We start from the raw sequence: 25,444 nt of genomic DNA on the forward strand, positions 1-25,444 counted from the left end.
CGTCTTGCGACATAAGGCCAACCGATGCCGACTAACGGACAAACCGGCCTGCCCCGCCGAATACCAGAGCTCACCCGGCTGCCCCGGCCGCTCTATGCCCGGGCCGAAAGCCTGAGCGCAGGCTCCTGGACGCCGCCCCACACCCATGACTGGGTGCAATTTTCCTATGCCATCAGCGGTGTGCTCGGCGTACATACCGCCGAAGGCAGCTTCTTCGCTCCGCCCCAGTGGGGCGTGTGGATACCAGCGGGGCTGGAGCATGAGGTGGTGACGTCCATGCGTGCGGAAATGCGCAGCCTTTATGTGCGCCGTGAGGACTGTCCCTGGGCTTCGCTCAGGTGTCGGGTGCTGGAGGTCACGCCGCTGGCGCGTGAGCTGATCAAGGGTTTCTGCCAATTACCGGTGGAATACCCCGAAGGCGACACCGCCGAGGCGCGGTTGGTGCAGGTGCTGCTGGACCAGCTGGCCAGCCTGCCTGAAGTGGGCTTCTCATTGCCGCTGCCTCGACACCCGCGGTTGCTGGCCCTGTGCAATGAACTGATCGAGAACCCGGAGCTGGCCGTGACCCTCAGCGACTGGGCTGGCCGCCTGGGCACCTCGGAGAAAACCCTCATGCGCCTGTTCCAGCGCGAAACCGGTTTGAGTTTTCGCGGCTGGCGCCAGCGTATGCGCTTGTTGTCTTCGCTGGACACGCTGGAGCAGGGGCACAGCGTGACCACGGCGGCGTTGTCCAGCGGCTATGACTCGACCTCGGCGTTCATCGCTGCGTTCAAGGGTTTGTTTGGTATTACCCCTGGTGAGTTGTTTCGCTAGTCAACTCTAGCGTGGAGTGGGGTGTTTTCTCTTTTCCTACGGCGTGGCAACGTATTTTCTGTCGTACAGCGCAGCCCTATCCGGCAGGCGCCACTGCGCGCGTCCTAATTCCACGCCGTGCCTTCCCTAGTAGCGTGTTCAAGCCAATACAGCACCAACTAAGGAAGGTTGAACATGAACAAGCATTTTTCCCTCGCCGTTCTCGCGACTACCGCGGTCATCGCCAGCCAGGCAGCACTCGCTGAATACCCCGGCGAGCGCGCCAGCCTCGCCGCCGCCAGTGCCGGTACCCAGGCCTGGTATGGTGAGCTTTCAGGTATTCGCGGGCGCTTCGACGAACTGCGCAACCAGGGCGGCCAGGAAGGCGTTTGGGTGCGTACGCTCAACAGCAAGTCGCGGGTGTCGCCGGGCAGCGGTGCCGATTACACGCAACGCCAGGGTGGCTTCGTCCTGGGCGTCGATGCCAGCCTGAGCGAAGAGGCCCGTGTCGGCCTGATGGGCGGCTACAGTCGCTCGAACCTCAGCATGAAAGGCCCGGACAGCGCCTACCTGTCCAGTTATTTCCTGGGCGCCTATGGCACCTGGATGAACCAGGAAGGCTACTACGTGGATGGCTTGGTCAAGGCCAATCAGTTGCGCAATGACCTGTCTTCCCACTCTGCCGGTTCTCGCATCAAGGGGCAGTACCGCAACCTGGGTCTCGGTGCTTCGGTGGAGGGTGGCAAGGTCATCAGCCTGGATGACGGCTGGTATGTGAAACCGTTCGGCCAGATGTCGGCGGTGGCATTGCAGGGCAAGGAACACCAGCTGAATGACGGGCTGGGTAGCCACGCCGAGAACAGCCACTCCATGCTAGGCAAGGCCGGGCTGCAGGTGGGTCGCAACCTCATGACGGCAGACGGTGGCGCACTGCAGCCGTATGCACGGCTGGCGTATGCGCGTGAATTCGCCGACACCAACGACGTGCAGGTGCATGATCGTCTCTACCGCAATGACATGGCCGGTGGTCGCGCCGAATACGGTGTTGGCCTGGTTGCCCAGGTGGCCGAGCGCGTGCAGTTGAATGCCGACATGGAATACGTCAAGGGCAAGCGTGTCGAGCAGCCCTACGGCCTGAACTTCGGCATGCGTTACGCCTTCTGAGCCCGAGGCTGCGCGGTGCCCCTGACGCGGCCAGGTCCGCTGCTACGCGGCCTGTAGCAGCGGACCTGGCCGCGTCGGCGGTCCATGCGGTGCCCCAGAAACTACGCGGCGCCCTTGACGCGGCCAGGTCCGCTGCTACGCAGCCTTGTAGCAGCGGACCTGGCCGCGTCGGCGGTACATACGGTGCACCTGATATGGCGCGCCTCAGGTCCTGAACCGCCGCACCAGGGCGTCCAGCTCGTTGGACAGCCCCGCCAGGCTATGGGAGTCGTTGCGGGCGGTGTTGGCCAACTCGGCCACCAGCTGTGCGTCACCGTGGATCTGGCTGATATGCCGGTTGATGTCCTCGGCCACCTGGTGCTGCTCCTCGGCCGCGGTAGCGATCTGGGTGTTCATGTCGCGGATCACGTCCACCGACTCACGGATCTGCCCGAAACTCGACCGCGCCTGGCCAATTCGCTCCACCGACTGTTGCGACACCTCCAGGCTGGCGTGCATCTGCTGCGCCACCTGGCTGGTGCGCTGGGCCAGGTTACCCAGCAGCCCGTCGATTTCCGCGGTTGAGTCGGCGGTGCGCTTGGCCAGCGCCCGGACCTCATCTGCCACCACCGCAAAGCCACGGCCCTGTTCGCCCGCCCTGGCGGCTTCGATGGCCGCATTGAGCGCCAGCAGGTTGGTCTGCTCGGCAATGGAGCGAATGGTGCCCAGGATCGACTGGATGTCGTTGCTGTCACGCTCCAGTTGCGCAATGGACTGCGCCGATTGCTCGATCTCCTGGCTCAGGCGGTCGACACTGTTCACTGCCGCGTCGATCTGTTGCTGGCCTTCGCGTGCCTGACGCTGGCCGCTGTCGGCAGAGTCGGCGGCCTGGCTGCAGGAGCGCGCCACCTCGTTGGCGGTAGCGACCATTTCGTGGAACGCCGTGGACACCATGTCCACGGCCTCGCGCTGGCGCCCGGCAGCGTCAGCCATGTTGGCCGAGACCTGCGTGGAGTTGGCGGAGCTGGCGAGAATCTTCGCCGCGGCGCCGCCAATATGCTGGATGAGGCTGCGGATAGCCCCCAGGAACTGGTTGAACCAGTTGGCCAGTTGCGCGGTTTCATCGTTGCCGCGAATGGTCAGGCTCTGGGTCAGGTCGCCTTCGCCTTGGGCAATGCCTTCCAGGCCACTGGCCACGCTGCGAATTGGCCGTACGATCAGGGTGGCGAAGCTGGCGCCCACCACGGCGAAAATGATCGCCAGCACGACGGCGATGCCGCCGATCAGCCAGGTCAATCCGGTCGCAGAACTCATCACTTCGCTTTGTTTGATCAGGCCGATGAAGGTCCAGCCCAACTGCTCCGAAGGCCAGACGTTGGCCATGTAGCGTTCGCCATTGATCTGCACCTCCACCAGCCCCTTGCCGGCCTTGGCCAGTTGCGCGTAACCCTCGCCCAGGTCGCCCAGGGGTTTGAAGTTGTGCTCCGGTTGCTTGGGGTCCACCAGTACGGTGCCGTCGCGCTCCATCAGCATCAGGTAGCCGCTGTCCCCCAGCTTGATCTGCTTGACGATCTCGGTCAGGCCCTTCAGTGATACGTCAATGTTGACTACCCCACCCTGGGCGCCCAGCTGGTTGGCCACGGCGCGTACGGTGCTGACCAGCACGGCGTCGTCACCCGCCCAGTAATAGGCCGACGTCCGCAGGGTTTTCCCGGGGTTGGCCATGGCGGTCTTGTACCAGGGGCGCTGGCGTGGGTCGTAGTTGGCCATCTTCGGGTCGCCCGGCCAGAAGGCATAACCGCCGGCACTGGTGCCGTACGACACGTAGGAATAGTTGGGGTGGCTGGCGGCCAGGCTGGCGAAGAAGTCGAACAGTTGCTTGTCCTTCTCGCCCATGGGAATGTCGGCGGCGTTGGCGCCCATGTAGTTCTTGATGCTGGCATCGGCATCCTTGACCAACGGGTGCGAGGCCAGGAAATCGACGTTCTGGCTGATACCGTCGAAGAACAGCTGCATGGCGTTGGCCACCTGGCGGATCTCGCGGCTGCTGCCGTCGACGAACCCCGTGCGCGCATCGCTGCGCAGGTTGACGATGACCAGTGTGGCGACCACTACGATGGGCAGGCACGCGATCACCGCGAACGCCCAGGTCAGTTTCTGTTTGATGTTCATCCGCGCTCCACAAGCTTTTTTATTTATAAAAGGGGCAGTTCATCGAAAACAAAAGGGTGCTGCTCAGGCGTTATGGTTTTCCGGGCCTGTGCTGACATTGTCGGCTGGTATACCAAAAAATTGAGCTGAATTTTCTGTCCCATCCAGGTCCAACGCTTCGACAGTCAAAACTGCTTACGGTCGCTGGCATTGCCTTTGCTCGGGAAAAGTCGGCATTGTGGCGTCACTGTGAGAGGATGGCCGCAGAACGAGTGCATTCCGCGTGTTTGGTAATAAAGGACCCACAATAAAAGCTGATGAAGACTCCAAAACGCATTGAACCCCTGATCGAAGACGGTCTGGTCGACGAGGTGCTGCGCCCACTCATGAGTGGTAAAGAGGCAGCGGTCTATGTGGTGCGCTGTGGCAAAGAGCTGCGCTGTGCCAAGGTCTACAAGGAGGCGAACAAACGAAGTTTTCGTCAGGCGGCCGAGTATCAGGAAGGCCGCAAGGTGCGTAACAGTCGCCAGGCCCGGGCCATGGCCAAGGGCTCCAAGTTCGGTCGCAAGGAAGCCGAAGAAGCCTGGCAGAACGCCGAAGTGGCGGCGCTGTTTCGCCTGGCCAACGCCGGGGTGAGGGTGCCCAAGCCGTTCGACTTCCTCGAAGGCGTGCTGCTGATGGAGTTGGTGGCCGACGAATACGGCGATGCGGCGCCACGGCTCAATGACGTGGAACTGGACCCGGAACAGGCGCGCGAGTACCACGAGTTCCTGATCCGCCAGATCGTGCTGATGCTTTGCACCGGCCTGGTGCATGGTGACCTGTCGGAGTTCAACGTGTTGCTGGGCCCCGACGGCCCGGTGATCATCGACCTGCCCCAAGCGGTGGACGCGGCGGGCAACAACCATGCGTTCAGCATGCTCGAGCGGGACGTGGGCAACATGGCCAGCTATTTCGGCCGTTTCGCGCCCGAGTTGCGCGACACCCGCTATGCGCGGGAAATGTGGGCCCTGTACGAGGAAGGCAAACTGCACCCTGCCAGCGTGCTGACCGGACAGTTCGCCGACGACGACACCGAGGCCGACGTCAACAGCGTCATCCGCGAGATCGAAGCCGCGCGCCTTGACGAAGCCCGCCGCCAGGCAGCCCGCAAGGCCGATGACGCGCCCCCGGCCAAGGCCGAGGAACCGCCGCCGCCCTGGTTGCAATAGACAGGTAGAGCGCCCGGGCCCAGAGGGGCGGGCGTGAACAGCGGTGGTTCATCAGTGACAGCAGCCGCCCGAGGCCAGGTCCGCGAGGATCGGGCAGTCGGGCCGGTCGTTGCCCTGGCAGTGCGACGCCAACGTCTGCAAGGTGTCGCGCAAGCCGGTCAGTTCGGCGATGCGCCGGTTCAAATCATCGATATGCCGATGGGCCAGCGCCTTTACGTCAGCGCTCGCGCGCCCGCGGTCCTGCCACAGGGTCAGCAACTGCGCCACTTCCTCCAGGGAAAACCCCAGGTCCCGTGAACGCTTGATGAACGCCAGGGTATGCAGGTCGTCCTCCTGGTACAGGCGGTAGCCGCTGTCGGTGCGCAGGGCCGGTTTGAGCAGGCCGATGGATTCGTAGTAACGGATCATCTTGGCGCTCAGGCCGCTGTGCCGGGCCGCCTGGCCGATGTTCATGTTCATGGTGTCATTCCTTTTCAGGCTTCCAGGTCTTGAGCAGCAGGGCGTTGCTGACCACGCTCACACTGGACAGGGCCATGGCCGCGCCTGCCAGCACCGGGTTGAGCAGCCCGAAGGCGGCCAGTGGAATGCCGACCAGGTTATACACGAAGGCCCAGAACAGGTTCTGACGAATCTTCGCATAGGTGCGCCGGCTGATGTCCAGCGCGGCTGGCACCAGGCGCGGGTCGCCACGCATCAGGGTAATGCCTGCCGCCTGCATGGCCACGTCGGTGCCGCCGCCCATGGCAATGCCGATATCGGCGGCGGCCAGGGCCGGGGCATCATTGATACCGTCACCGACCATGGCCACTACGCCGTCGGCCTTCAGGCGCATCACCGTGGCCGCCTTGTCGGCGGGCAGCACCTGGGCGTGGACATCGGTGATGCCCAGGGCCTGCGCCACCACCCGGGCACTGCCCTGGTTATCACCGGTGAGCAGGTGGCTGCTGATATGGCGCGCCGCCAGTTGCGCCACCGCGATATCCGCGCCGGGCTTGAGGCTGTCACCAAAGGCCAGCAGGCCCAGCACGCGCGGCTGCGGGCCTTGCTCCAGCAGCCACGACAGGGTGCGCCCTTCGCCTTCCCAGGCGTGGGCGTCGGCCATCAGGGTGCCCTCGTCCAGGCCCCACTCGCGCAACAGCCGTTGGTTGCCCAATGCCAAGGTGCGGCCATCTACCGTGCCGGTGACCCCGCGTCCGCCCAACGCCTGCACGGCCTGCGCGGTCTGCACGTCGATACCGCGCTGTTCGCAGGCCTGCAGCACGGCACGGGCCAGCGGGTGTTCGCTGCCACGTTGCAGGCTACCGGCCATCTTCAACACCCGGGTGTCTTCTTCGCCCATGCCCTTGAGGTGCACCAGGGTAGGGCTGCCAGACGTCAGGGTGCCCGTCTTGTCGAACACCACGCGGTTCACAGCGTGAGCGCGTTCCAGGGCATCGGCGTCCTTGATGAGAATACCGTGGCGCGCCGCCGCGCCGGTGCCGGCCATGATCGCCGCTGGCGTCGCCAGGCCCAATGCGCACGGACAGGCGATCACCAATACCGCCACGGCGTTGATGATGGCCGTTTCCAGGGGAGCGCCCTGCAACCACCAGCCGACCAGCGTCAGCAGCGCCACCACCAATACGGCCGGGACAAATACCTGGCTCACCCGGTCCACAAGCTTCTGGATCGGTGCCTTGGCCGCCTGGGCGTCTTCCACCAGGCGGATGATCTTGGCCAGTACGCTCTCACCCCCCAGCGCCGTGGCAGCCACCACCAGGCGGCCCTCGCCGTTGATGGCACCGCCGATCACCCGGTCGCCGGCCTGTTTGGGCACGGGCAGGCTTTCGCCGCTGATCAGCGACTCATCGGCATGGCTACGGCCTTCCAGCACCTGGCCATCCACGGCGAAGCGTTCGCCAGGGCGTACAACCACGTGGTCGCCCAGGCGCAACTGTCCGATGGCCACGTCCTGCTCGACCCCTTCCTGCAAGCGCACGGCCCGCGCCGGGCGCAATTGCTCCAGCGCGCGGATGGCCGTGGCGGTCTGGCGCTTGGCCCGGCTTTCCAGGTATTTGCCCAGCAGCACCAAGGCGATCACCACCGCCGAAGCCTCGAAATAAAGGTGGGGCATGCCGCCGACGGGTGCCCGGGCCCATTCATACAGGCTCAGCCCGTAACCCGCGCTGGTGCCCAGGGCTACCAGCAGGTCCATGTTGCCGGCCCTGGCGCGCACCGCCTTGAACGCCGCCACATAGAAACGCGCGCCCAGAATGAACTGCACGGGTGTAGCCAGCACCCACTGCAGCCAGGCCGGTAGCATCCAGTCCAGCCCCAGGGGCTGGACCAGCATCGGCGCCACCAGCGGCAGCGCCAGCAGAAGGGCGGCGGCCAGGGCCAGGCGTTCACGGTGCAGCGCCGGTGCCGGGTCGGCTGGTGGGGCATCAGGAAGGCTGGCGGTGTAGCCAGCCTGTTCCACCGCGGCGATCAAGCGCCCAGGGTCCATGGCCGCCGACAGCTCAACGTGGGCACGCTCGCTGGCCAGGTTCACGCTGGCCTGCTTGACCCCGTCCACTTTGTTCAGGGCGCGCTCGACACGGCCCGCGCAGCTGGCGCAGGTCATGCCGCTGATAGGCAATTCGAGGGTAAGGGCATCGGGCATGGAAGGTCCTCCTTGGCAGAGGACCTCAGGATCAACCTTGCCACCTTGGCAAGGTCAAGGGGCCTCAGTACTGGTCTTCCGGCGCGCGCTTGAGGTACATACCGTTGGGGCCGTTGGCGATGCGGTATTTCTGCACCTCACCGGCATGCAGTTCGATGGCGGTGGCATTGGGCGCCGGCAAGCCGGGAGCGCAGCCAGGCGCCTGCCCCGGCTCCTGCATCAGCCGCACCACCACTTTGCCAGGGGGCAGGTTGAAGGACACTTCCTGCTCCTGGAACAGGCGACCCACCTTGTTGTCGCCGATATAGATGCCCAGCTCGCACGGGGTGCCGACTTCCAGGCGCTCCCGGGAAACGATCAGCACGCTGTAGTCTTGAATGCTCTCGGCCTGGGCCCAGAGTGACAGGGTGGTCAAACCCAGAATGCCCATCAGGCGGAAAAGGGACCGGCGCATGGCGCGTTGCTCCTGCTGTGTGGATCGTCGATGCCCCAGCTTGGCGGACCCGGGCGCTAATTTCCAGCCCGGCAGGAAACCGCAGAACTTGACCTTGTCATGATGGCAAGGTTGAAGCTAATCCCCTCATCTCGTTTCAGGAGGCACCAGCATGCAAGAGTTCAACGTTCAAGGCATGACCTGCGGGCACTGCGTCAGGGCCGTCACCCATGCGGTGCAGGCACTGGACCCTGGTGCCGTGGTGGAGGTCGACCTGGCTGCTGCCAAGGTCCGTGTGCAAAGCCAGCAACCGGCCGCCGCCATCGCCGCGGCTATCAAGGAAGAAGGGTACGGCGTGAGCTGAGCGGCATAGGGTCGCGCTTTTCGCGTTGGGGGTCCGGAGCGGTTAAACTACAACGTTGCCCTTCAGGCCGTACTGGACCCCCGATGAACTTCAGAACCATCCTCATTCTCGGCGCGCTCAGCGCGTTTGGCCCCCTGGCCATCGACTTCTACCTGCCAGGCTTCCCGGCCATGGCGAAGGCGTTCGGCACCGACGAGCAGCACATTCAGCTGACCTTGGCGGCCTATTTCCTTGGGCTGTCCATCGGGCAGTTGGCGTATGGCCCGATCGCCGACCGTTTTGGCCGTCGCGTGCCGTTGCTGTCCGGGGTTGCGCTTTTCACGCTGGCCTCCCTGGCCTGTGCCTTCGCCCCCAACCTGGAAGCGCTGATCGTCGCGCGCTTCGTTCAAGCCTTGGGCGGCTGCGCCGGCATGGTGCTGTCGCGGGCTATCGTCAGCGACAAATGCGACGCTGTGGGTTCGGCCAAGGTGTTCTCGCAATTGATGCTGGTGATGGGCCTGGCGCCCATCCTGGCGCCAATGCTGGGCGGCCTGCTGGTGAACACCTGGGGCTGGCAGTGGATCTTCGGCCTGTTGACGCTGTTCAGCGCTTTGTGCGGCGCGGCGGTATTCCTCGGCCTGCCGGAAAGCATGCCGGCGCATCACCCGCGCCAGCCCCTGAGCGGCGCGCTGGGCCAATACGTGCGCTTGTTCAAAGACCCGATGTTCCTGGGCAACGCCCTGACCGGTGGCATCGCCATGGCCGGCATGTTCGCCTACGTGGCGGGTTCGCCGTTTGTGTTCATCAAATTGTACGGGGTGCCGGCCGAGCACTACGGCTGGCTGTTCGGCAGCAACGCGGCAGGCTTCATCCTGGTCGCCCAGGTGAATGCGCGCCTGCTGGCCAAGCGCGGCCCGGTGTTCCTGCTCACCCGCGCGGTGTGGGTGTACCTGGCGGCGGCCCTGTGCCTGCTGGCGGTCAGCGCGATGCACCCTGCGCAGCTGTGGCCCCTGCTGATTCCATTGTTCATCTGCATCGCCAGCCTTGGCTGCATCATTCCGAACGCCTCGGCGTGCGCCATGAATGGCCAGGGTGCGCGCGCCGGTAGCGCCTCGGCCCTGCTCGGCTGCCTGCAGTTCAGCGTAGCGGCCGGTTCCGCGTCCCTGGTCGGCGCGCTCTATGACGGTAGCGCCATTCCGATGGCGCTGGTGATCAGTGGCTGTGGCGTGCTGGCGGTGGTGTTGTCACAGGTGACGCAGTGGGTACGACGCACGCGCCTGGCTCACTGAGCCACGCGTTGCTGGCGGTAGGGCAACCGGTGCGGGGCGGCGAGGCGCGACTCCAGGGTCTGGATGAACGCCCGGGCTTCGGCCTCGCTGCGAAAGGTCACCACATGCTGGTCCAGGCGTACTTGCCAATGGCTGCCGTGTTCCCTGGCGAGTTCCGTAAGCACTATCTTCATGGCTGATTCCTCCGGGGGTCAGAGGCCTCAAGTGTAGCGCTGCCCATCCAACCCGGCTTGACCCAGGGCAACCTTTGGTCTGACGGGCCTGGTCGCACAGGCCCGTCGGTCGGGTTCAGAACCCTTCAAGCACGATCTTGCCCCGGGCCTTGCCGCTCTCCAGCAGGGCGTGGGCACGCTTGAGGTTGGCCGCGTCGATACGGCCGAAGTGTTCGCCCACGGTGGTGCGCAGGGTGCCGGCGTCCACCAGGTCGGCCACGCGGTCGAGCAAGTGGTGCTGTTCGATCATGTCGGGCGTCTCGAACAGCGAGCGGGTGTACATGAACTCCCAGTGCAACGACAGGCTCTTGCGCTTGAGCAGGCTGACGTCGAGGCTCTTGGGATCATCGATCAAGGCCAGGCGGCCCTGGGGCACCAAGGCCTCCACCAGTTCGGCCAGGTGCTGGTCGGTCTGGGTCAGGCTCGCCACATGGGTGACTGGCCCCAGGCCCAGGCGCTTGAGCTCGGTACTCAGCGGCTGGCTGTGGTCGATGACGTGGTGGGCGCCAAGGTCGCGCACCCATTGCTGGGTGTCCGGCCGCGAGGCGGTGCCGATCACGGTCACGCCGGTGAGTCGGCGTGCCAGTTGCGTCAGGATCGAGCCGACGCCGCCGGCGGCACCGACAATCAGCAGGCTTTGCCCTTCGCTGGCACGCCCTTCGGCCACCTGCAGGCGCTCGAACAGCAACTCCCAGGCGGTGATGGCCGTGAGCGGCAAGGCGGCGGCGTCGGCGAAGCCAAGGCTGGCAGGCATGCGCCCAACGATACGCTCGTCTACCACATGCAGTTCACTGTTGCCGCCGGCGCGGGCGATGGAGCCGGCGTAGTACACGCGGTCACCGGGTTTGAACAGGCTGACCTGCGCCCCCACGGCCTGCACCACGCCGGCCACGTCCCAGCCCAGTACCTTGGGCGCGCCGTTCTCCGGTGCCGCGTTCTGCCGCACTTTGGTATCCACCGGATTGACGGAGATCGCCTTGACCTCCACCAACAGGTCGCGCGGACCGGGTTGTGGCGCAGGCAGGTCGACGTCCTGCAGGGCGCTTGCGTCGGTGATAGGCAGGCATTGGTAATAGGCGATGGCTTTCATGTAGGGCTCCAGAAGGGCGTGAAAACAGTGAGCCCATGATTGGCTATTTCCAGCCAAGGTAAAACCGGCTAAAACCCCAATCTCTTTCAATATTATTTTGATAATGCCCATGCTTCGATTCGATGACCTGCAGTTGTTCGTTCGCGCCGCCGACCTCGGCAGCCTCTCCGCCGCAGCCCGCGGCATGGACCTCTCGCCCGCGGTCGCCAGCGCCGCGCTCAAGCGTATCGAAGCGCAGCTGGGCGCCCGCCTGCTGGCTCGTTCCACCCGTAGCCTGCGCCTGACGGCCGAAGGCGAAGGCTTTCTGGAATACGCACGCACTGCCCTCGCCAGCCTGGAAGAAGGCCGCCAGATCCTGGCGCGGGGGCAGGAACAGCCAGGCGGCATCATTCAGTTGTCGGCGCCCTCGGACTTTGGCCGCAATGTGTTGTTGCCTTGGCTGGACGACTTGCAGCAGCAATACCCGGATCTGTCAGTACGCCTGCTGTTGGGGGACCGCATCGCCGACCTGTTCCGCCAGCCCGTGGACCTTGCCTTGCGCTACGGCGAGCCCGAAGACTCCAGCCTGGTGGCGCTGCCGGTCAGCCCCGAGAACCGCCGGGTGCTGTGTGCGTCACCGGCCTACCTGGCGAGCCATGGCCGGCCGCGGCAGGTGGAGCAACTGGCGCAGCACAATTGCCTGCTGTTCATGTTGGGTGGCCGCGTGCATGAGCATTGGCGTTTCAGCGATGGCCGCCGGGAGCTGGGCCTGACGGTGCGCGGCGATCGGTTCAGCGACGACGCCGATGTGGTGCGGCGCTGGGCCGTGGCGGGTATGGGCATTGCCTACAAATCATGGTTGGACGTGGCGAACGATGTCACCGCGGGGCGTCTTGAAGTGGTCATGCCGCACCTGGCGGGGGAAAGAACCCCCTTGAACTTGTTGTGCGGGCACCGGGCGCAATTGAGCAAATCGGTCAAGGTATTACACGAAAGAGTCAGAAAAGGGTGTACTGAACTGTCCAAAGACTATCCTGGCGTGTAGTTCACGGCAGACTTGTGTTGCCCGTTTTTTTTACGTTGGTTGTAGGTATTTACTACCGTGTTAGAAAGATCGGGTTAATTCATTCATGGGCCGGGCGTTGATTCCACTCGCTTGTGATCCGATTGAAGTAAGTTTGAAAGTATTTATTACGCCTGTCACCCGTGCGCTCCTTGGGAAACCTTGCCGTCCTGCTGCCATCCTTTTGCCGCTGATACGAACTTGGGCAAATTCGTACGCTTATAATCCCTAGGGCAGCCATTGCCACCGAGAGAGGACAGCCCTCGGCCGACCAAGCGGGTGGCCGGAACAAGCAGTCACAGGCGGGCTGTCTTGATCGGTCGATAGTGTTTGCTAACAATTGGTAAACATACTACGCGAAAGTTACCCGTTCTTGGCATTTGTAACCTCTTTCGTTGGAGCTGTTTTAGTGATCGCTGACCTCAGCGGTCAAATAGACGAATGTTTCGACAGGGAGTTATTACATGGAATATGCACCGAGCATCAGCCGTATCGCTTTGTTGCTGGCCGACCCCAAGCGCAGTGCGATGATCTGGGCGCTGATCGATGGCTCCGCGCGGGCGTCGGAAGAGTTGGCCACCCTGGCCGGGTTGACCCCTTCTTCAGCCAGCGCTCACCTGGCGCGCCTGGCGGCCGGCGGCTTGTTGAAACTGGAACCCAGGGGGCGCAAGCGGTTCTTCAAACTGGCCACGCCCCAGGTCGGCACCGCAGTGGAGGCGCTGGCCAGCGTCTGTTCCGGCTGTTTCGACGGGCTGGACGAGCAAGGGGTGGCGGGCCTGCCCGTGACTTCCCATGGCATGCGCAAGGCCCGCCTGTGCCACGACCACCTGGGGGGCGAACTGGCGGTGGAGCTGTTCCAGCGTTTTCTCGACGCCGGTTGGGTGGAGCAGCACGACCAACGCGTGGAAGTTACCCATAAGGGGGCACAGCAATTGGCGCGTCACGGGATCTACATTCAGGCACTGGCAAGCCCCCTGGAGCGTGCGGCATGCCCGTGCAGCGACTGGAGCAATGCCAGGCCCCACATAGGAGGGCCGCTGGGCGCGAGCCTGCTGACACTGTTCCTGCAATCGGGCTGGCTGCGCACCAGTGATGAGTCGCGCCTGCTGCACCTGAGCCAGGCTGGCTTGCGCGAAATCGGCAAAATCGCCCAGGAGGTAGAGCGGCCTGAACTCGTCTAGCCCGCGGGGCGACGCCCTCGGCCCAGCGCTGTCGGCGTCGTTTACAGGGGCTGCGGCGTCGCTGTCAGGCATAGGCGGCCAGGGCATTCCCGCACACTCGGGGCACGGCTCACTGCTAGCGAGGAATACGCCTATGCCCACCCACGGCTTCACTGCGGCAGAGCGCCTGGAGCGCCTGCCTGTCAGTGGTTACCACCGCCTGATCTTCATCGTCATCGCCCTGGCCTTCCTGTTCGACTCCATGGACCTGGCCATGATGACGTTCCTGTTGGGCTCCATCAAAGCCGAGTTCGGCCTGACCAGCGCCCAGGCGGGTGTACTGGCCAGCTCCAGTTTCTTCGGCATGGTCGTGGGCGCTTCGCTGTCGGGCATGCTGGCCGACCGTTTCGGCCGCAAGCCGGTATTCCAGTGGAGCATCGTATTGTGGGGGCTGGCCAGCTACCTGTGTTCCACTGCTCAGCAACTGGAAACCCTAACAATGTTTCGGGTGCTGCTGGGTATCGGCATGGGCATGGAATTTCCGATTGCCCAGTCGATGCTGTCGGAGTTGATTCCGGCCCGCGAACGGGGGCGCTATATCGCCCTGATGGACGGTTTCTGGCCATTGGGGTTCGTGGCCGCGGGAGTACTTTCCTATTGCCTGCTGCCGGTCATTGGCTGGCGCGCCATTTTCCTGGTGTTGGCGATACCGGCCGTGTTCGTGCTGGCAGTACGTTTCTTCATTCCCGAGTCGCCACGCTGGCTGGAGCATTCCGGCCAGCATGCTGCGGCGGACCAGGTGTTGACGGGTATCGAGGCTCGGGTACAGCGCTCGCTGGGTGGTGCGCCATTACCCGAGCCGGTGGCCATGGCACGGCAGGCCGCAGCACCCACGGGCTTCTTCGCGGCCTTCGCGGCGTTGTGGTCGCCGGTGTATCGCCAGCGCACGCTGATGATCTGGAGCCTGTGGTTCTTCGCCTTGCTGGGGTTCTACGGCCTTACATCCTGGCTGGGCGCACTGTTGCAGCAATCAGGGTTCGCGGTGACCCAATCGGTGTATTACACCGTGCTGATTTCCCTGGGCGGCATACCCGGCTTTCTGATGGCGGCCTGGCTGGTAGAGCGTTGGGGACGCAAGCCGACCTGCGTGCTGACCTTGCTGGGCGGGGGCGCCATGGCGTTCGCATATGGGCAGAGCGCGGTGTTCGGCGGCAACGTGGGCTTGTTGATTGCCTCGGGGTTGCTGATGCAGTTCTTTCTGTTCGGGATGTGGGCGGTGCTGTACACCTATACGCCTGAGCTGTACCCCACGTCATCGCGGGCTACCGGTTCAGGGTTTGCGTCGGCGATCGGCCGCGTGGGCTCGCTGTTGGGGCCGATGGTGACGGGGCTGGTGTTTCCGTTGACGGGGCAGGGTGGGGTGTTTGCCCTGGGGGCGTTGTGCTTCGCCATGGCGGCGCTGGTGGTGTGGCTGTTCGGGGTGGAAACCCGGGGGCGCACGCTGGAAGAGCTGACCCAGCCTTGAATGGTTGTTCCCGAGCTTCGCCCGGTCCTGCCTGAATTTCCAGGACCGGGCGCCGCACTGCTTACGGCTTGACCAGCCGCGCATCCAGGCTGTTCTGCGCCAGGCGTTGGGCCTGGTCCTGGGTCATGCCCAGGTCGGTGTACAGGGCGTGGAAGTTCTCGGTCACGTAGCCGCCGAAGTAGGCCGGGTCATCGGAGTTGACCGTTACCTTCACGCCGCGCTCCAGCATGTCGAGAATGTTGTGCTGGCTCATGTGGTCGAACACGCACAGCTTGGTGTTGGACAGCGGGCACACGGTGAGCGGGATCTGCTCGTCGATGATGCGCTGCATCAGGCGTTCGTCCTCGATGGCGCGCACGCCGTGGTCGATCCGCTGGATCTTGAGCAGGTCCAGGGCTTCCCAGATGTACTCGGGCGGGCCTTCTTCGCCGGCGTGGGCCACGGTCAGGAAGCCTTCGCCACGGGCGCGGTCGAACACGCGCTTGAACTTGCTGGGCGGGTGGCCCATTTCCGAGCTGTCCAGGCCCACGGCCACGAACGCGTCGCGGAATGGCAGTGCCTGGTCCAGGGTTTTCTCGGCTTCTTCCTCGCTCAGGTGGCGCAGGAAGCTGAGGATCAGACCGCTGCTGACGCCCAGTTGCTGGTGGCCGTCTTTCAGGGCCTGGGTGATGCCGTTCAACACCACTTCGAACGCGATGCCGCGGTCGGTGTGGGTCTGCGGGTCGAAGAACGGCTCGGTGTGAATCACGTTCTGCGCCTTGCAGCGCTGCAGGTACGCCCAGGTCAGGTCGTAGAAGTCCTGCTCGGTGCGCAGTACATCGGCGCCCTGGTAGTACAGGTCGAGGAATTCCTGCAGGTTGTTGAACGCGTAGGCGCCGCGCAGGGCTTCCACATCATTCCAGGGCAGGGCGATCTTGTTGCGTTCGGCCAGGGCGAACAGCAGCTCGGGCTCCAGGGAACCTTCCAGGTGAAGGTGCAGTTCTGCCTTGGGCAGGGCGTTGAGCCAATCGTACATAAAGGTGTCTCTTGAAGTGCAATGGGCCGCATTCTACAGAGGTTATCGCCCGCATGAGCGATAACCTGACCAGCCGGTTCAGATCACCTCGGCCTGTTCGCGCCGGTAGGCATAGGTATCGGCGAAGCGTGACAGCAGAAATTCTGCGCAGGTGGTGGGCGGGTATTTCGCCGGCCGGCTGATGTCCTGGCAGCCTGGCAGGCATTCGATGCGGGTGTCGGGGTGCGGTTCGGCGAAGAACGGCATGGAGTAGCGGTCCACGCCTAGGGGGCTGATTACCCGGTGCGGGGTGGACACATACTGGTCGTTGCTCCAGCGCGCCATCATGTCGCCGAGGTTGACCACGAACGTGCCGTCGATGGGCGGCGCGTCGATCCACTGGCCGTCCACATTGCGCACCTGCAGGCCACCGGCGCTGTCCTGGTACAGCAAGGTGATGCAGCCATAGTCGGTATGAGCGCCGGCGCCTTGCTGGTCAGCGGAACTGGCGGTCTGGCGCGGCGGGTAGTGGATCATGCGCAGCACGCTCACCGGGTCCTTGAAGCGCTGGTCGAAGAAATCTTCCTCGATATCCAGGGCCAGGGCGATGGCGCGCAGCAGGGTTTGCGCCAGCGCTTGCATGTCGCGGTAATGCCCCTCCATCAGTGCCTGCCAGCCCGGAAGTTCAGGGTGGCGGTTGGGGCCGCGCAGCGGCTTGCCGGCGAGCACATCCGGGTGCTCGGCGGCCAGGTGCAGGCCCATGTCGAAGGTTTCCTTGAGGTCGCTGGGCCGCTCGGGGTCCAGCTGCTCGGTGGCGATGGCGCCATAACCGCGGTGGTGGCGGGTCTGGGTGATGTCGATGCTCAGCTTGTCGGCCAAGGGCAGGGCGAAGAATGCCTGGGCGGCGCTTTGCAGTTGGCCGATGCGTTCGGCGCTGATCGGGTGGCCCTTGATGTAGAAAAAGCCCCAGTGCCGGCAGGCATGGTCGATGGCGTTGGCCACCGTCAGCCAGCCCTGGCGATCAGCCTGGTACAGGGGCGCGATGTCGATGATCGGAAGCGATTCCATCAGCAGTGTCCTGTGGGGCCGCCATGAGGGCGGCCCGTTGCATTGTTATTGTGGCAACTTGGCGCTCAGGCCTTCGACGTAGTAGTTCATGCCCGCCAGGTCAGCGATGCTGGCCGAACTGCCCGCCGGGATCTTCACGGTGCCGGCCTGGTCCTTGATGGGCCCGGTAAATGGCTGGAACTCGCCGCTCTTGATGCTGGCGATGAGTTTTTCCGCTTCGGCTTTCACGTCGGCCGGGACGATATCGCTGATGGGCAGCTCCACGGTGCCGTCCTTGAGGCCGCCCCAGTAGTCCTCGGATTTCCAGGTGTGGTCAAGCACATGCTGGGTGGTCTGGGTGTAATAAGGTGTCCAGTTGTTGACGATGGAGGTCAGCACCGCCTTGGGCCCGAAGTGAGCCATGTCCGAGGCGTAGCCCACTGCGTACACGCCACGGCGCTCGGCGGTCTGGATCGGTGCCGGGCTATCGGTGTGCTGGAAGATCACGTCGGCGCCCTGGTCGATCAGGGCGTTTGCGGCGTCGGACTCCTTGCCTGGGTCGAACCAGGAGTTGACCCATACCACTTTCAGTTCGGTCCCGGGGTTGTACTTGTTCAAGGCCAGTTGAATGGCGTCGATGTCGCGGATCACTTCGGGAATAGGGAAGGAGGCGACGTAGCCGATCTTCTTGGTCTTGGTCATTTTCGCCGCCAGGAAGCCGCCCACGTAGCGGCCTTCATAGGTGCGCGCCAGGTAGGTGCCCAGGTTCTTGCCCTGCTTGTAGCCAGTGGCGTGCTCGAAGACCACATTGGGAAATTGCTGGGCCACCTTGGCGGTGGGGTTCATGTAGCCGAACGAGGTGCTGAAGATCAGGTCGTACTTGTCCTTGGCCATGTTGCGGATCACCCGCTCGGCATCGGCGCCTTCAGGCACGTTTTCCACGTAGCTGGTGCTGATCTTGTCGCCCATCTGCGCTGCCAGTTGCTGGCGCGCCAGTTCGTGCTGGTAGGTCCAGCCGTGGTCGCCGATGGGGCCCACGTACACAAATCCGATTTTCAGCGGGTCGGCGGCGCTGGCGGCCAGGCTGGTCGCCAGGCCAACGGCGGCGGCGAGGGTGGCCATCAGTGTCTTCAACGGGCGTTTTTGCATGTGTGTTCGAGCTCCATGTTGTTGTGGTGTGGAACGGCTCGAGGGGCAATGCAAATAATTGACCAACAGGACAACATTGCGGGTATTTGCACGGGCTGGCCTGGCGGAACCCGCCCGGGATTGGTTGGCTCGCTGGCAACGCAGGTGCCAGCGGTTCTGCGCTGCTCCCACTTCGGTGCAGGGGCCTGGGAACTGCTTTGTGCTGGTGCGGGGGAAACCATCTGCCCCGGTCTACAGTCACTAGCTCAACGGTTGAAACCCTGAGCGCCCTGATGCTGACTTTATTCAAGCAAGAGAAATACCTGCTGCTGGCGTTGATCGTCACGTGCGCGGCCTACCCGCTGGAGCCGCAATTGGTTGGCCATGGCCACGGTATCGCCTTGCTGGCGGGCGTGGTGCTGGTCGCGGCGATTGTCTGCGCCTCGGTGCAAGTGGCCCAGCACGCGGAACTGCTGGCCGAGAAGGTCGGCGACCCCTACGGCACCATGATCCTGACGCTGTCGGCCGTGTTGGTGGAAGTGGTGATCCTGGCGATCATGATGAGCAACGAAGCCTCGCCGACGCTTGTGCGCGACACCATTTATTCGGCCGTGATGCTGGACATCAACGGCATTCTCGGACTGTCGGCGCTGATGGGCGGCATCAAGCATGGCGAACAGGTCTACAACGATGATTCGGCGCGCTCCTACGGCGTAATGATCATGACCGCCATGGGCGTGTCCATGGTGGTGCCGGAGTTCATTCCCCAGGGTGACTGGAAGCTGTATTCGGGCTTCACCATTTTCGCCACCGTGATGCTCTATACCTTGTTCCTGCGCATGCAGGTGGGGCCGCACAGTTATTTTTTCAGCTACAGCTACCCGAAAAAGAAGCGCCGGCAAAACGACGGGACACAGGCGCCTGCGGTGAACCTGCCGCTGTCGGTCGGCACGCTGGTGTTCGGGGTGCTGGTGATCGGCGCCTTGGCCGAGGTCATGTCCAAGACCCTGGACTACGGCCTGGAAGGCAGCGGCGCACCGCCGGTGTTGATGGCCATCATCGTCGCGGCCATCTCGGCGGCCCCGGAAATTCTGACCGCCCTGCGCGCGGCCCTTGCCAACCGCATGCAGTCCACGGTGAACGTGGCGCTGGGGGCCTCGTTGTCGACGGTGATTCTGACGGTACCGGTGATGGAGGCCATGGCCTTGTACACCGGCCAGCCGTTCCAGATGGCCATGACCCCGGTGCAGACGGTGATGGTGGCGCTAACCCTGATCGTCAGCGCCATCAACCTCAACGACGGCGAAACCAACGCCATCGAAGGCATGACGCACTTCGTGCTGTTCGCCACCTTCATCATGCTGGCGTGCCTGGGGCTGTAGATCATCTTCGCCAGCCACCTGGGGGCCGTGGGCTCACAGGGGGGTGACGAGTGCCCTGGCCGCCTGGCGGTGTTCGGCGATCAGGCCTTGCACGTCCAGGCCTTCCACCTGGCCATCCACCACCCGCCACTGGCCGCCCACCATCACCCGGTCGGCCTTGTCGGCACCGCACAGCAACAGGGCGCTCAGCGGGTCATGGCTGCCGGAGAAGCGCAGCTCATCCAGCTTGAACAGCGCCAGGTCGGCCTGCTTGCCCACCGCCAGTTCGCCGATGTCATCGCGGCCCAGCAGCCGTGCCGAGCCACGTGTTGCCCAGCCCAGTACTTTTTCCGGGGTAACGGCCTTGGCGCCATAGCGCAACCGTTGCAGGTACAGGGCCTGGCGGGCTTCCAGGATCATGTTCGACGCATCATTGGACGCCGAGCCATCCACGCCAAGGCCGACCGGCGCGCCAGCGGCCAGCAGGTCTTCGGTAGGGCAGATGCCCGAGGCCAGGCGCATGTTGGAAGTGGGGCAGTGGCAGATGCCGGTACCGGCGGCGCCCAGGCGGGCGATTTCATCGGGGTTGAAGTGAATGCCGTGGGCCAGCCAGGTGCGGGGCCCCAGCCAACCGACGCTGTCCAGGTAGTCCACCGTGCGCAGGCCGAAGCGTTGCAGGCAGAAGTCTTCCTCGTCCAGGGTCTCGGCCAGGTGCGTGTGCAGGCGCACATCCAATTGTTCGGCCATGGCCGCGCTGGCACGCATGATCTGGGGCGTGACCGAAAACGGTGAGCAGGGCGCCAGGGCTATCTGAATTTGCGCGCCGGGGCCGCGCTGGTGGTAGCGCTCAACCAGCCGCTGGCTATCGGCCAGAATCACTTCGCCCTGCTGCACGGTCTGTTGCGGCGGCAAGCCACCGTCGGCCTCCCCCAGGCTCATGGAACCGCGGGTGAGCATGGCGCGCATGCCCAGTTCGCGTACCACTTCCACCTGCACGTCGATGGCCTGTTCCAGGCCGTCGGGGAACAGGTAATGGTGGTCGGCCGCGGTGGTGCAGCCCGACAGCAGCAGTTCGGCCAGGGCGACCTTGCTGGCCAGGGCCAGTTTTTCCGGGGTCAACCGCGCCCATACCGGGTACAGGGTTTTCAGCCACGGAAACAACGGTTCGTTGACCACCGGCGCCCAGGCACGGGTGAGGGTCTGGTAGAAGTGATGGTGGGTGTTGATGAGTCCCGGCAGCACCACGTGGTCGCGGGCATCGAAGACCTGCTCGCAGGGTTGCGCGGGCTGTTGCCCGGCGGCGAGCACTTCGCTGATCAGGCCGTCGTGCAGCACCAGGCCGCCGCGACCGTCGAGGTCATTGCCGGTGAACAGGGCCAGGGGGTTCTTGATCCAGATACGGGGTGCGGGCATGAGCCGGCTCCTCTGAAAGTACGTTGAGGTTAGCCAGCTCAGTGATTGCCCTGTCTGCTGATCCAGGGGCGCCGTCAGGCGCGTGGGCATACTACCAAGGGATGGTCTCGCCGCGATAGTTCACGAAGTGGTGGCCGCCCTTGCCGGCGTACGCGTTGACCTGGTCGATCAGGCCGCGGGTGCTGGTTTCCACATCCAGGTCGGCGCCTTCGCCGCCCATGTCGGTCTTCACCCAGCCCGGGTGCAGGCTGAGCACGGTCAGCGTGGTGTCGCCCAGGGTGCTGACGAAGGTGCTGGTCATGGAATTCAGCGCGGCCTTGCTGGCTTTGTACAGCGCCAGGTCGGCGGCATCGGGGATGGTCACGCTGCCCAGTACCGAACTCATGAAGGCGATCACGCCACCCTTGGGGTTTACCTGGGCGCTGAGGTGTCGCGCCAGGCGAATCGGCGCCACGGCATTGGTGTAGAACAGCGCGCCGATGTCTTCTGGGCTGACCTTGTCCGCGCTCTGGTCGGCGGGGCCCTTGACCCCGGCGTTGACGAACAGCAGGTCGAAGGTCTCGCCCTTCAGCGTCTGGCTCAAGGCTGCCAGTTGCCCGGCATCATCCATGTCCAGTTTCTCGATGCGTACCCCGGGCACCGCGCGCAGGGCGTCGGCGGCGTGCAGGTTGCGCACCGTGGCGGTGACGTTCCAGCCGTCTTCCTGCAGGCGTTGTACCAGCCCCAGGCCCAGGCCGCGGGACGCGCCGATGATCAATGCGTTCTTGCTCATGATTGAGGTTCCTTGGCAGGCAAAGAGCACCAGCATACCCCTACTGCTGGCGCTCTGTGGACCCTTGCAGGACCGGCGAAGCTCAATGCCCGGGCTGCCACGGCTGGCCCAGCGACACAGGTGCATACAGCCGCGTGCGTACCGCATCGCGTGACAGCAGCACCAATACCACGATGGTGGCCACATACGGCAGCATCGCCAGCAGGTTGGAGGGTATCGACAGACCGATGCCTTGCGCCACCAGGTGCAGGATGCTGGCCAGACCAAACAGGTAGGCCCCCAGCAGCACCCGCCATACCCGCCAACTGGCGAACACCACCAGCGCCAGGGCGATCCAGCCACGGCCGGCGCTCATGTTCTCCGCCCACATGGGCGTGTAGGCCAGCGACAGGTAAGCCCCCGCCAACCCCGCCATGGCCCCGCCGAACAACACCGCCAGGGTACGTACCCGCAGCACCGGCAGGCCCATGGCGCTGGCGGCGTCAGGGTTTTCGCCCACCGCCTGGACGATCAGCCCCACCCGGCTTTTGAGCACGACCCAGGCCACCAGCGCGAACAGGGCGAACGACAGGTACACCAGCACATCCTGGGTAAACAGCATGCGGCCCAGCAGCGGGATGCTGCTGAGCACGGGGATGGCCACCGGTTCGAAACCGGTCAGCGGCTTGCCCACCCAGGCCGCCCCCACGAACGTCGACAGGCCCACGCCGAAGATGGTCAACGCCAGCCCCGTGGCCACCTGGTTGGCATTGAACACCAGCGCCACCAGGGCGAACAGTGAAGACAGCAGCATGCCGGCGACCATCGCCAGTACCACGCCCAGCCACAGGTTGCCGCTGCTGAAGGCGACGATGAAACCCACCACCGCGCCGAACAGCATCATGCCTTCCTGGCCCAGGTTGAGTACGCCGCTCTTCTCGCACACCAGTTCACCCAACGCCACCAACAGCAGCGGCGTGCCGCAGCGCACCATGGCGAAGAGAATATTGCTCAGCAGGTCGATATCCATCACAGCGCTCCAGCGGTCGCGACCGCAGTGGTACGGCGGGCCCAGCGCAGCTTCAGGCGGGGGCGATAAAGGATCAGCACGTCACAGGCCAGCAGGAAGAACAGCATCATGCCCTGGAACAACTGGGTAATGGCCTGGGGCAGGTTCATGGCCATCTGGGCGTTTTCGCCACCCAGGTACAGCAGGGCCATCAACAGGCTGGAGAACACAATGCCAATGGGGTTCAGGCGGCCCAGAAAGGCCACGGTGATGGCGGCGTAGCCGTAACCGGGTGAGACCTGGGGCACCAGCTGGCCAATGGGGCCGGTGACTTCGCACACACCTGCCAGCCCCGCCAGCGCACCGCTGATCAACAGGGCGAGCCACACCAGGCGCTTTTCGCGAAAGCCGACGAAACCGGCGGCACGCTGGTCCAGGCCCAGCACCTTGATCTGAAAACCGACGAAGCTTTTTTGCAACAGTACCCACACCGCCACCAGGGCCAGCAGGGCGAAGTACAGGCCGGCGTGCAGGCGCCCGCCTTCGAATACCAGCGGCAGACGGCTGGCATCGCCGAACATGGCTGACTGCGGGAAGTTGAAGCCGGCCGGGTCGCGCAATGGACCGTGCACGAAATACAGCAACAGGTTCAGGGCGATGTAGTTGAGCATGATGCTGGTAAGGATTTCATTGGCGTTGAAATGGGTGCGCAACCAGGCTGTCAGTCCAGCCCACGCGGCCCCGGCGAGGGTGCCGGCCACCAGCACCATCACCAGCGCCCAGCGGCTGTCCATGCCGATGATATTCACCGCCAGGGCGCTGCCGCCCAAGGCGCCGATCAGCAGCTGGCCTTCGGCACCGATGTTCCAGATACGTGCCTGGTACACCACGGCCAGGCCCAGGGCACACATCAGGATCGGCAAGGCCTTGACCAACAGTTCGCTGACGCCGTACAGGTCACTGATCGGTTCGATCAGCAAGGTGTGCAGGGTAGGCAGCGGCTCATGCCCAAGGGCAATGAATAGCAGCGAGCCGCACACCAGGGTCAGCAGCGCGGCCAGCAGCGGCGAGCACCAGAGCATCAGGCGCGACTGCTGGCCGCGGGGTTCGAGGGAAAGCAACATGGAAAGCTCCGTTAACCGGCCAGGGCAGGCGTGGGGGTAGAGGTGTCGGCAAAGCGCCCAGCCATCCAGCCGCCCAACTCCACTTGGGTAGTGGCGGCGGTGGCTTGCAAGGGGCTGAGGCGGCCGCCGCTAAGTGCGCCCAGGCGGTCGCTGATCTGGAACAGTTCGTCCAGGTCTTCGGAAATCACCAGGATCGCCGCGCCGGCATCGCGCAGGGCAATCAGTGCGCGGTGAATGGTGGCGGCGGCGCCCACGTCCACGCCCCAGGTCGGGTGGGCGGCCACTAGCAATTTCGGCTGCTGGAGAATTTCGCGGCCCAGGATGAATTTCTGCAGGTTGCCGCCTGACAGGCTGCGGGCAGGGGCCTGGGCGTCAGGCGTCTTTACCGCAAAGCGACGAATGATCTCGTCGGCCAAGGCCAGCACCTTGCGGGTGCGCACCATGCCCTTGGCCACCAGCCCTTGCTGGAAAGCGGTAAGCAGGGCGTTGTCGGCCAGGCTCATTTCCGGCACCGCGCCGTGGCCCAGGCGCTCGGCTGGCACGAATGCCAACCCCTGGGCGCGGCGCTGGTCCGGGCGCAGGTGCCCCACGGGCTGGCCGGCGAACCGGATGCTGGCAGGCGCTGGCGCCCGCTGTTCACCGCTGAGCAGGGCCAGCAGTTCATCCTGGCCGTTGCCGGCCACGCCGGCGATACCGACGATCTCGCCACTGTTCACCTGCAAGTCCAATTGGCGCAGTGAACAACCGAACGGGTCGGGGTTGGCCCAGTCCAGCCCTGCCACCTGCAGGAACGGCGCACCGCCTTGCGCCTTCGGGTAATGCGCTACGAGGCCTTCGGCATCGCCTACCATCAGCCGCGCCAGTTCCAGGTCCGTGCAGTCAGCCGGCACGCAATGGCCGGATACGCGCCCACCGCGCAGGACCGTGGCGCTGTGACACAAGGCGCGCACTTCGCCCAGTTTGTGGCTGATGAACAGAATGCTGCAGCCTTCGCTGGCCAGGCGGCGCAGGGTCACGAACAGATCGTCAGCTTCCTGGGGTGTCAGCACCGAGGTCGGTTCATCGAGAATCAGCAAGCGAATGTCTTGCATCAGGCAACGTACGATCTCCACCCGCTGACGCTCGCCGATGGACAGGCTGTGCACCAGGCGGTCTGGCTCAAGCGGCATGCCGTAGCGCGCCGAGACCTCGCGAATGCGGGGCTCCAGTTGCGCCGGCGTCTGCCCTGGCCCCATGGCCAGGGCGATGTTCTGCGCCACGGTCAGGGTTTCGAACAGGGAAAAATGCTGGAACACCATGCCGATGCCCAATTGCCGGGCCTGGCCGGGGTTGCGCAGGTGCACGGCCTGGCCTTGCCACAGCACACTGCCGCTGTCGGCCTGGGTAACGCCGTAGATGATCTTCATCAGGGTGCTTTTGCCGGCACCGTTCTCGCCGAGCAGCGCACGAATTTCACCGGGTTGCAGGCTCAGGTCGACCTGGTCGTTGGCCAGGCAGCCAGGGTAGCGCTTGGTGATGGCGCGCAATTGCAGGCGCGGGGTGTTCGCAGGGTTGGGCATGACAGCCTCGGTTGCAAAGGGACGTG

23 protein-coding genes and 1 pseudogene are annotated in these 25,444 nt (G+C 64.4%); 9 read left to right on the plus strand and 15 right to left on the minus strand.

Annotation, left to right across the window (positions count from 1 at the left end):
* Positions 1–24 precede the first annotated feature (24 nt).
* Both HWQ56_RS03370 and HWQ56_RS03375 read left to right on the plus strand, forming a co-directional pair.
* A complete protein-coding gene (locus HWQ56_RS03370) occupies positions 25–813 on the plus strand; it encodes an AraC family transcriptional regulator (RefSeq protein ID WP_176569783.1) in 789 nt (262 codons plus the stop codon).
* 174 nt (positions 814–987) lie between these two features.
* A complete protein-coding gene (locus HWQ56_RS03375; protein ID WP_158155009.1) occupies positions 988–1,956 on the plus strand; it encodes an autotransporter outer membrane beta-barrel domain-containing protein in 969 nt (322 codons plus the stop codon).
* A gap of 204 nt (positions 1,957–2,160) precedes the next feature.
* Here the strand turns inward: HWQ56_RS03375 and HWQ56_RS29360 are convergent, their stop codons facing one another.
* A complete protein-coding gene (locus HWQ56_RS29360; protein WP_425331950.1) occupies positions 2,161–2,928 on the minus strand; it encodes a methyl-accepting chemotaxis protein in 768 nt (255 codons plus the stop codon).
* Between the two features lie 138 nt (positions 2,929–3,066).
* Positions 3,067–4,107 (minus strand): annotated as a pseudogene (locus HWQ56_RS29365) (cache domain-containing protein); the annotation flags it as partial.
* Positions 4,108–4,403: 296 nt separating this feature from the next.
* Here HWQ56_RS29365 and HWQ56_RS03385 point away from each other — a divergent pair.
* A complete protein-coding gene (locus tag HWQ56_RS03385; RefSeq protein ID WP_158157902.1) occupies positions 4,404–5,297 on the plus strand; it encodes a PA4780 family RIO1-like protein kinase in 894 nt (297 codons plus the stop codon).
* 51 nt (positions 5,298–5,348) lie between these two features.
* Here the strand turns inward: HWQ56_RS03385 and cueR are convergent, their stop codons facing one another.
* The 3 genes from cueR to HWQ56_RS03400 form a co-directional block, all read right to left on the minus strand.
* Positions 5,349–5,750 carry a Cu(I)-responsive transcriptional regulator gene (gene cueR, locus HWQ56_RS03390; protein ID WP_176572328.1) on the minus strand — a complete coding sequence of 134 codons (402 nt, stop codon included), beginning with the start codon at positions 5,748–5,750 and terminating at the stop codon, positions 5,349–5,351.
* Between the two features lie 10 nt (positions 5,751–5,760).
* The gene (locus tag HWQ56_RS03395) at positions 5,761–7,938 is read right to left on the minus strand and encodes a heavy metal translocating P-type ATPase (RefSeq protein WP_176569784.1); all 2,178 of its coding nucleotides are present in this window, start codon (positions 7,936–7,938) and stop codon (positions 5,761–5,763) included.
* A 64-nt stretch (positions 7,939–8,002) separates the two neighbouring features.
* Positions 8,003–8,392: a hypothetical protein gene (locus tag HWQ56_RS03400; protein ID WP_158157904.1), complete on the minus strand. Its 390-nt coding sequence runs from the start codon at positions 8,390–8,392 to the stop codon at positions 8,003–8,005.
* Between the two features lie 151 nt (positions 8,393–8,543).
* On the opposite strand from HWQ56_RS03400, the gene HWQ56_RS03405 reads away from it, so the two are divergent.
* Positions 8,544–8,735, plus strand: a complete 192-nt coding sequence (locus tag HWQ56_RS03405; RefSeq protein ID WP_176569785.1) for a heavy-metal-associated domain-containing protein — start codon at positions 8,544–8,546, stop codon at positions 8,733–8,735.
* Positions 8,736–8,818: 83 nt separating this feature from the next.
* Positions 8,819–10,003 carry a multidrug effflux MFS transporter gene (locus HWQ56_RS03410; RefSeq protein WP_158157906.1) on the plus strand — a complete coding sequence of 395 codons (1,185 nt, stop codon included), beginning with the start codon at positions 8,819–8,821 and terminating at the stop codon, positions 10,001–10,003.
* Here the strand turns inward: HWQ56_RS03410 and HWQ56_RS03415 are convergent.
* Positions 9,997–10,176 carry a hypothetical protein gene (locus HWQ56_RS03415; RefSeq protein WP_158157907.1) on the minus strand — a complete coding sequence of 60 codons (180 nt, stop codon included), beginning with the start codon at positions 10,174–10,176 and terminating at the stop codon, positions 9,997–9,999. The genes HWQ56_RS03410 and HWQ56_RS03415 overlap by 7 nt on opposite strands.
* Positions 10,177–10,291: 115 nt before the next feature.
* On the minus strand, positions 10,292–11,305 hold the full coding sequence (locus HWQ56_RS03420) for a zinc-binding alcohol dehydrogenase family protein (RefSeq protein ID WP_176569786.1): 1,014 nt from the start codon (positions 11,303–11,305) through the stop codon (positions 10,292–10,294).
* 109 nt (positions 11,306–11,414) lie between these two features.
* On the opposite strand from HWQ56_RS03420, the gene HWQ56_RS03425 reads away from it, so the two are divergent.
* From HWQ56_RS03425 to HWQ56_RS03435, 3 genes are all read left to right on the plus strand, one after another.
* A complete protein-coding gene (locus HWQ56_RS03425; RefSeq protein WP_158157909.1) occupies positions 11,415–12,329 on the plus strand; it encodes a LysR family transcriptional regulator in 915 nt (304 codons plus the stop codon).
* A 482-nt stretch (positions 12,330–12,811) separates the two neighbouring features.
* Entirely contained in the window at positions 12,812–13,528 is a 717-nt protein-coding gene (locus HWQ56_RS03430; RefSeq protein ID WP_158157910.1) for an ArsR/SmtB family transcription factor, read from the plus strand.
* 133 nt (positions 13,529–13,661) lie between these two features.
* The gene (locus HWQ56_RS03435) at positions 13,662–15,032 is read left to right on the plus strand and encodes an MFS transporter (RefSeq protein WP_176569787.1); all 1,371 of its coding nucleotides are present in this window, start codon (positions 13,662–13,664) and stop codon (positions 15,030–15,032) included.
* A 61-nt stretch (positions 15,033–15,093) separates the two neighbouring features.
* Here the strand turns inward: HWQ56_RS03435 and HWQ56_RS03440 are convergent, their stop codons facing one another.
* The 3 genes from HWQ56_RS03440 to HWQ56_RS03450 all read right to left on the minus strand — a co-directional run bounded on the left by HWQ56_RS03440 (position 15,094) and on the right by HWQ56_RS03450 (position 18,222).
* On the minus strand, positions 15,094–16,047 hold the full coding sequence (locus HWQ56_RS03440; protein WP_158156588.1) for an adenosine deaminase: 954 nt from the start codon (positions 16,045–16,047) through the stop codon (positions 15,094–15,096).
* Between the two features lie 78 nt (positions 16,048–16,125).
* A complete protein-coding gene (locus HWQ56_RS03445; protein ID WP_176569788.1) occupies positions 16,126–17,094 on the minus strand; it encodes a 2-oxoglutarate and iron-dependent oxygenase domain-containing protein in 969 nt (322 codons plus the stop codon).
* A gap of 45 nt (positions 17,095–17,139) precedes the next feature.
* Positions 17,140–18,222: a BMP family ABC transporter substrate-binding protein gene (locus tag HWQ56_RS03450; RefSeq protein WP_158156584.1), complete on the minus strand. Its 1,083-nt coding sequence runs from the start codon at positions 18,220–18,222 to the stop codon at positions 17,140–17,142.
* A gap of 272 nt (positions 18,223–18,494) precedes the next feature.
* On the opposite strand from HWQ56_RS03450, the gene HWQ56_RS03455 reads away from it, so the two are divergent.
* On the plus strand, positions 18,495–19,583 hold the full coding sequence (locus HWQ56_RS03455) for a calcium:cation antiporter (RefSeq protein ID WP_176569789.1): 1,089 nt from the start codon (positions 18,495–18,497) through the stop codon (positions 19,581–19,583).
* 33 nt (positions 19,584–19,616) lie between these two features.
* Here HWQ56_RS03455 and HWQ56_RS03460 read toward each other — a convergent pair whose 3' ends face one another.
* From HWQ56_RS03460 to HWQ56_RS03480, 5 genes are all read right to left on the minus strand, one after another.
* Positions 19,617–20,975 carry an 8-oxoguanine deaminase gene (locus HWQ56_RS03460; RefSeq protein ID WP_176569790.1) on the minus strand — a complete coding sequence of 453 codons (1,359 nt, stop codon included), beginning with the start codon at positions 20,973–20,975 and terminating at the stop codon, positions 19,617–19,619.
* Positions 20,976–21,066: 91 nt separating this feature from the next.
* Positions 21,067–21,747, minus strand: a complete 681-nt coding sequence (locus HWQ56_RS03465) for an SDR family oxidoreductase (protein WP_176569791.1) — start codon at positions 21,745–21,747, stop codon at positions 21,067–21,069.
* An 82-nt stretch (positions 21,748–21,829) separates the two neighbouring features.
* On the minus strand, positions 21,830–22,756 hold the full coding sequence (locus tag HWQ56_RS03470; protein ID WP_176569792.1) for an ABC transporter permease: 927 nt from the start codon (positions 22,754–22,756) through the stop codon (positions 21,830–21,832).
* Complete coding sequence (locus HWQ56_RS03475) at positions 22,756–23,859, minus strand: ABC transporter permease (protein ID WP_158158268.1); 1,104 nt, start codon at positions 23,857–23,859, stop codon at positions 22,756–22,758. The genes HWQ56_RS03470 and HWQ56_RS03475 overlap by 1 nt, the downstream gene beginning before the upstream one ends.
* A gap of 11 nt (positions 23,860–23,870) precedes the next feature.
* Positions 23,871–25,418, minus strand: a complete 1,548-nt coding sequence (locus HWQ56_RS03480; RefSeq protein ID WP_176569793.1) for an ABC transporter ATP-binding protein — start codon at positions 25,416–25,418, stop codon at positions 23,871–23,873.
* Between the last annotated feature and the right edge of the window lie 26 nt (positions 25,419–25,444).

It is taken from the genome of Pseudomonas eucalypticola, assembly GCF_013374995.1.
GTDB lineage: Bacteria > Pseudomonadota > Gammaproteobacteria > Pseudomonadales > Pseudomonadaceae > Aquipseudomonas > Aquipseudomonas eucalypticola.

Coding starts and splice junctions, on each gene's coding strand:
- HWQ56_RS03385 (WP_158157902.1), top strand. CDS start 4,404: ATGAAGACTCCAAAACGCATTGAACCCCTGATCGAAGACGGTCTGGTC.
- HWQ56_RS03465 (WP_176569791.1), bottom strand. CDS start 21,747: ATGAGCAAGAACGCATTGATCATCGGCGCGTCCCGCGGCCTGGGCCTG.
- HWQ56_RS03440 (WP_158156588.1), bottom strand. CDS start 16,047: ATGTACGATTGGCTCAACGCCCTGCCCAAGGCAGAACTGCACCTTCAC.
- HWQ56_RS03410 (WP_158157906.1), top strand. CDS start 8,819: ATGAACTTCAGAACCATCCTCATTCTCGGCGCGCTCAGCGCGTTTGGC.
- HWQ56_RS03405 (WP_176569785.1), top strand. CDS start 8,544: ATGCAAGAGTTCAACGTTCAAGGCATGACCTGCGGGCACTGCGTCAGG.
- HWQ56_RS03375 (WP_158155009.1), top strand. CDS start 988: ATGAACAAGCATTTTTCCCTCGCCGTTCTCGCGACTACCGCGGTCATC.
- HWQ56_RS03400 (WP_158157904.1), bottom strand. CDS start 8,392: ATGCGCCGGTCCCTTTTCCGCCTGATGGGCATTCTGGGTTTGACCACC.
- HWQ56_RS03430 (WP_158157910.1), top strand. CDS start 12,812: ATGGAATATGCACCGAGCATCAGCCGTATCGCTTTGTTGCTGGCCGAC.
- HWQ56_RS03475 (WP_158158268.1), bottom strand. CDS start 23,859: ATGTTGCTTTCCCTCGAACCCCGCGGCCAGCAGTCGCGCCTGATGCTC.
- HWQ56_RS03435 (WP_176569787.1), top strand. CDS start 13,662: ATGCCCACCCACGGCTTCACTGCGGCAGAGCGCCTGGAGCGCCTGCCT.
- HWQ56_RS03425 (WP_158157909.1), top strand. CDS start 11,415: ATGCTTCGATTCGATGACCTGCAGTTGTTCGTTCGCGCCGCCGACCTC.
- HWQ56_RS03420 (WP_176569786.1), bottom strand. CDS start 11,305: ATGAAAGCCATCGCCTATTACCAATGCCTGCCTATCACCGACGCAAGC.
- HWQ56_RS03370 (WP_176569783.1), top strand. CDS start 25: ATGCCGACTAACGGACAAACCGGCCTGCCCCGCCGAATACCAGAGCTC.
- HWQ56_RS03445 (WP_176569788.1), bottom strand. CDS start 17,094: ATGGAATCGCTTCCGATCATCGACATCGCGCCCCTGTACCAGGCTGAT.
- HWQ56_RS29360 (WP_425331950.1), bottom strand. CDS start 2,928: ATGGCTGACGCTGCCGGGCGCCAGCGCGAGGCCGTGGACATGGTGTCC.
- HWQ56_RS03480 (WP_176569793.1), bottom strand. CDS start 25,418: ATGCCCAACCCTGCGAACACCCCGCGCCTGCAATTGCGCGCCATCACC.
- HWQ56_RS03470 (WP_176569792.1), bottom strand. CDS start 22,756: ATGGATATCGACCTGCTGAGCAATATTCTCTTCGCCATGGTGCGCTGC.
- cueR (WP_176572328.1), bottom strand. CDS start 5,750: ATGAACATCGGCCAGGCGGCCCGGCACAGCGGCCTGAGCGCCAAGATG.
- HWQ56_RS03455 (WP_176569789.1), top strand. CDS start 18,495: ATGCTGACTTTATTCAAGCAAGAGAAATACCTGCTGCTGGCGTTGATC.
- HWQ56_RS03415 (WP_158157907.1), bottom strand. CDS start 10,176: ATGAAGATAGTGCTTACGGAACTCGCCAGGGAACACGGCAGCCATTGG.
- HWQ56_RS03460 (WP_176569790.1), bottom strand. CDS start 20,975: ATGCCCGCACCCCGTATCTGGATCAAGAACCCCCTGGCCCTGTTCACC.
- HWQ56_RS03450 (WP_158156584.1), bottom strand. CDS start 18,222: ATGCAAAAACGCCCGTTGAAGACACTGATGGCCACCCTCGCCGCCGCC.
- HWQ56_RS03395 (WP_176569784.1), bottom strand. CDS start 7,938: ATGCCCGATGCCCTTACCCTCGAATTGCCTATCAGCGGCATGACCTGC.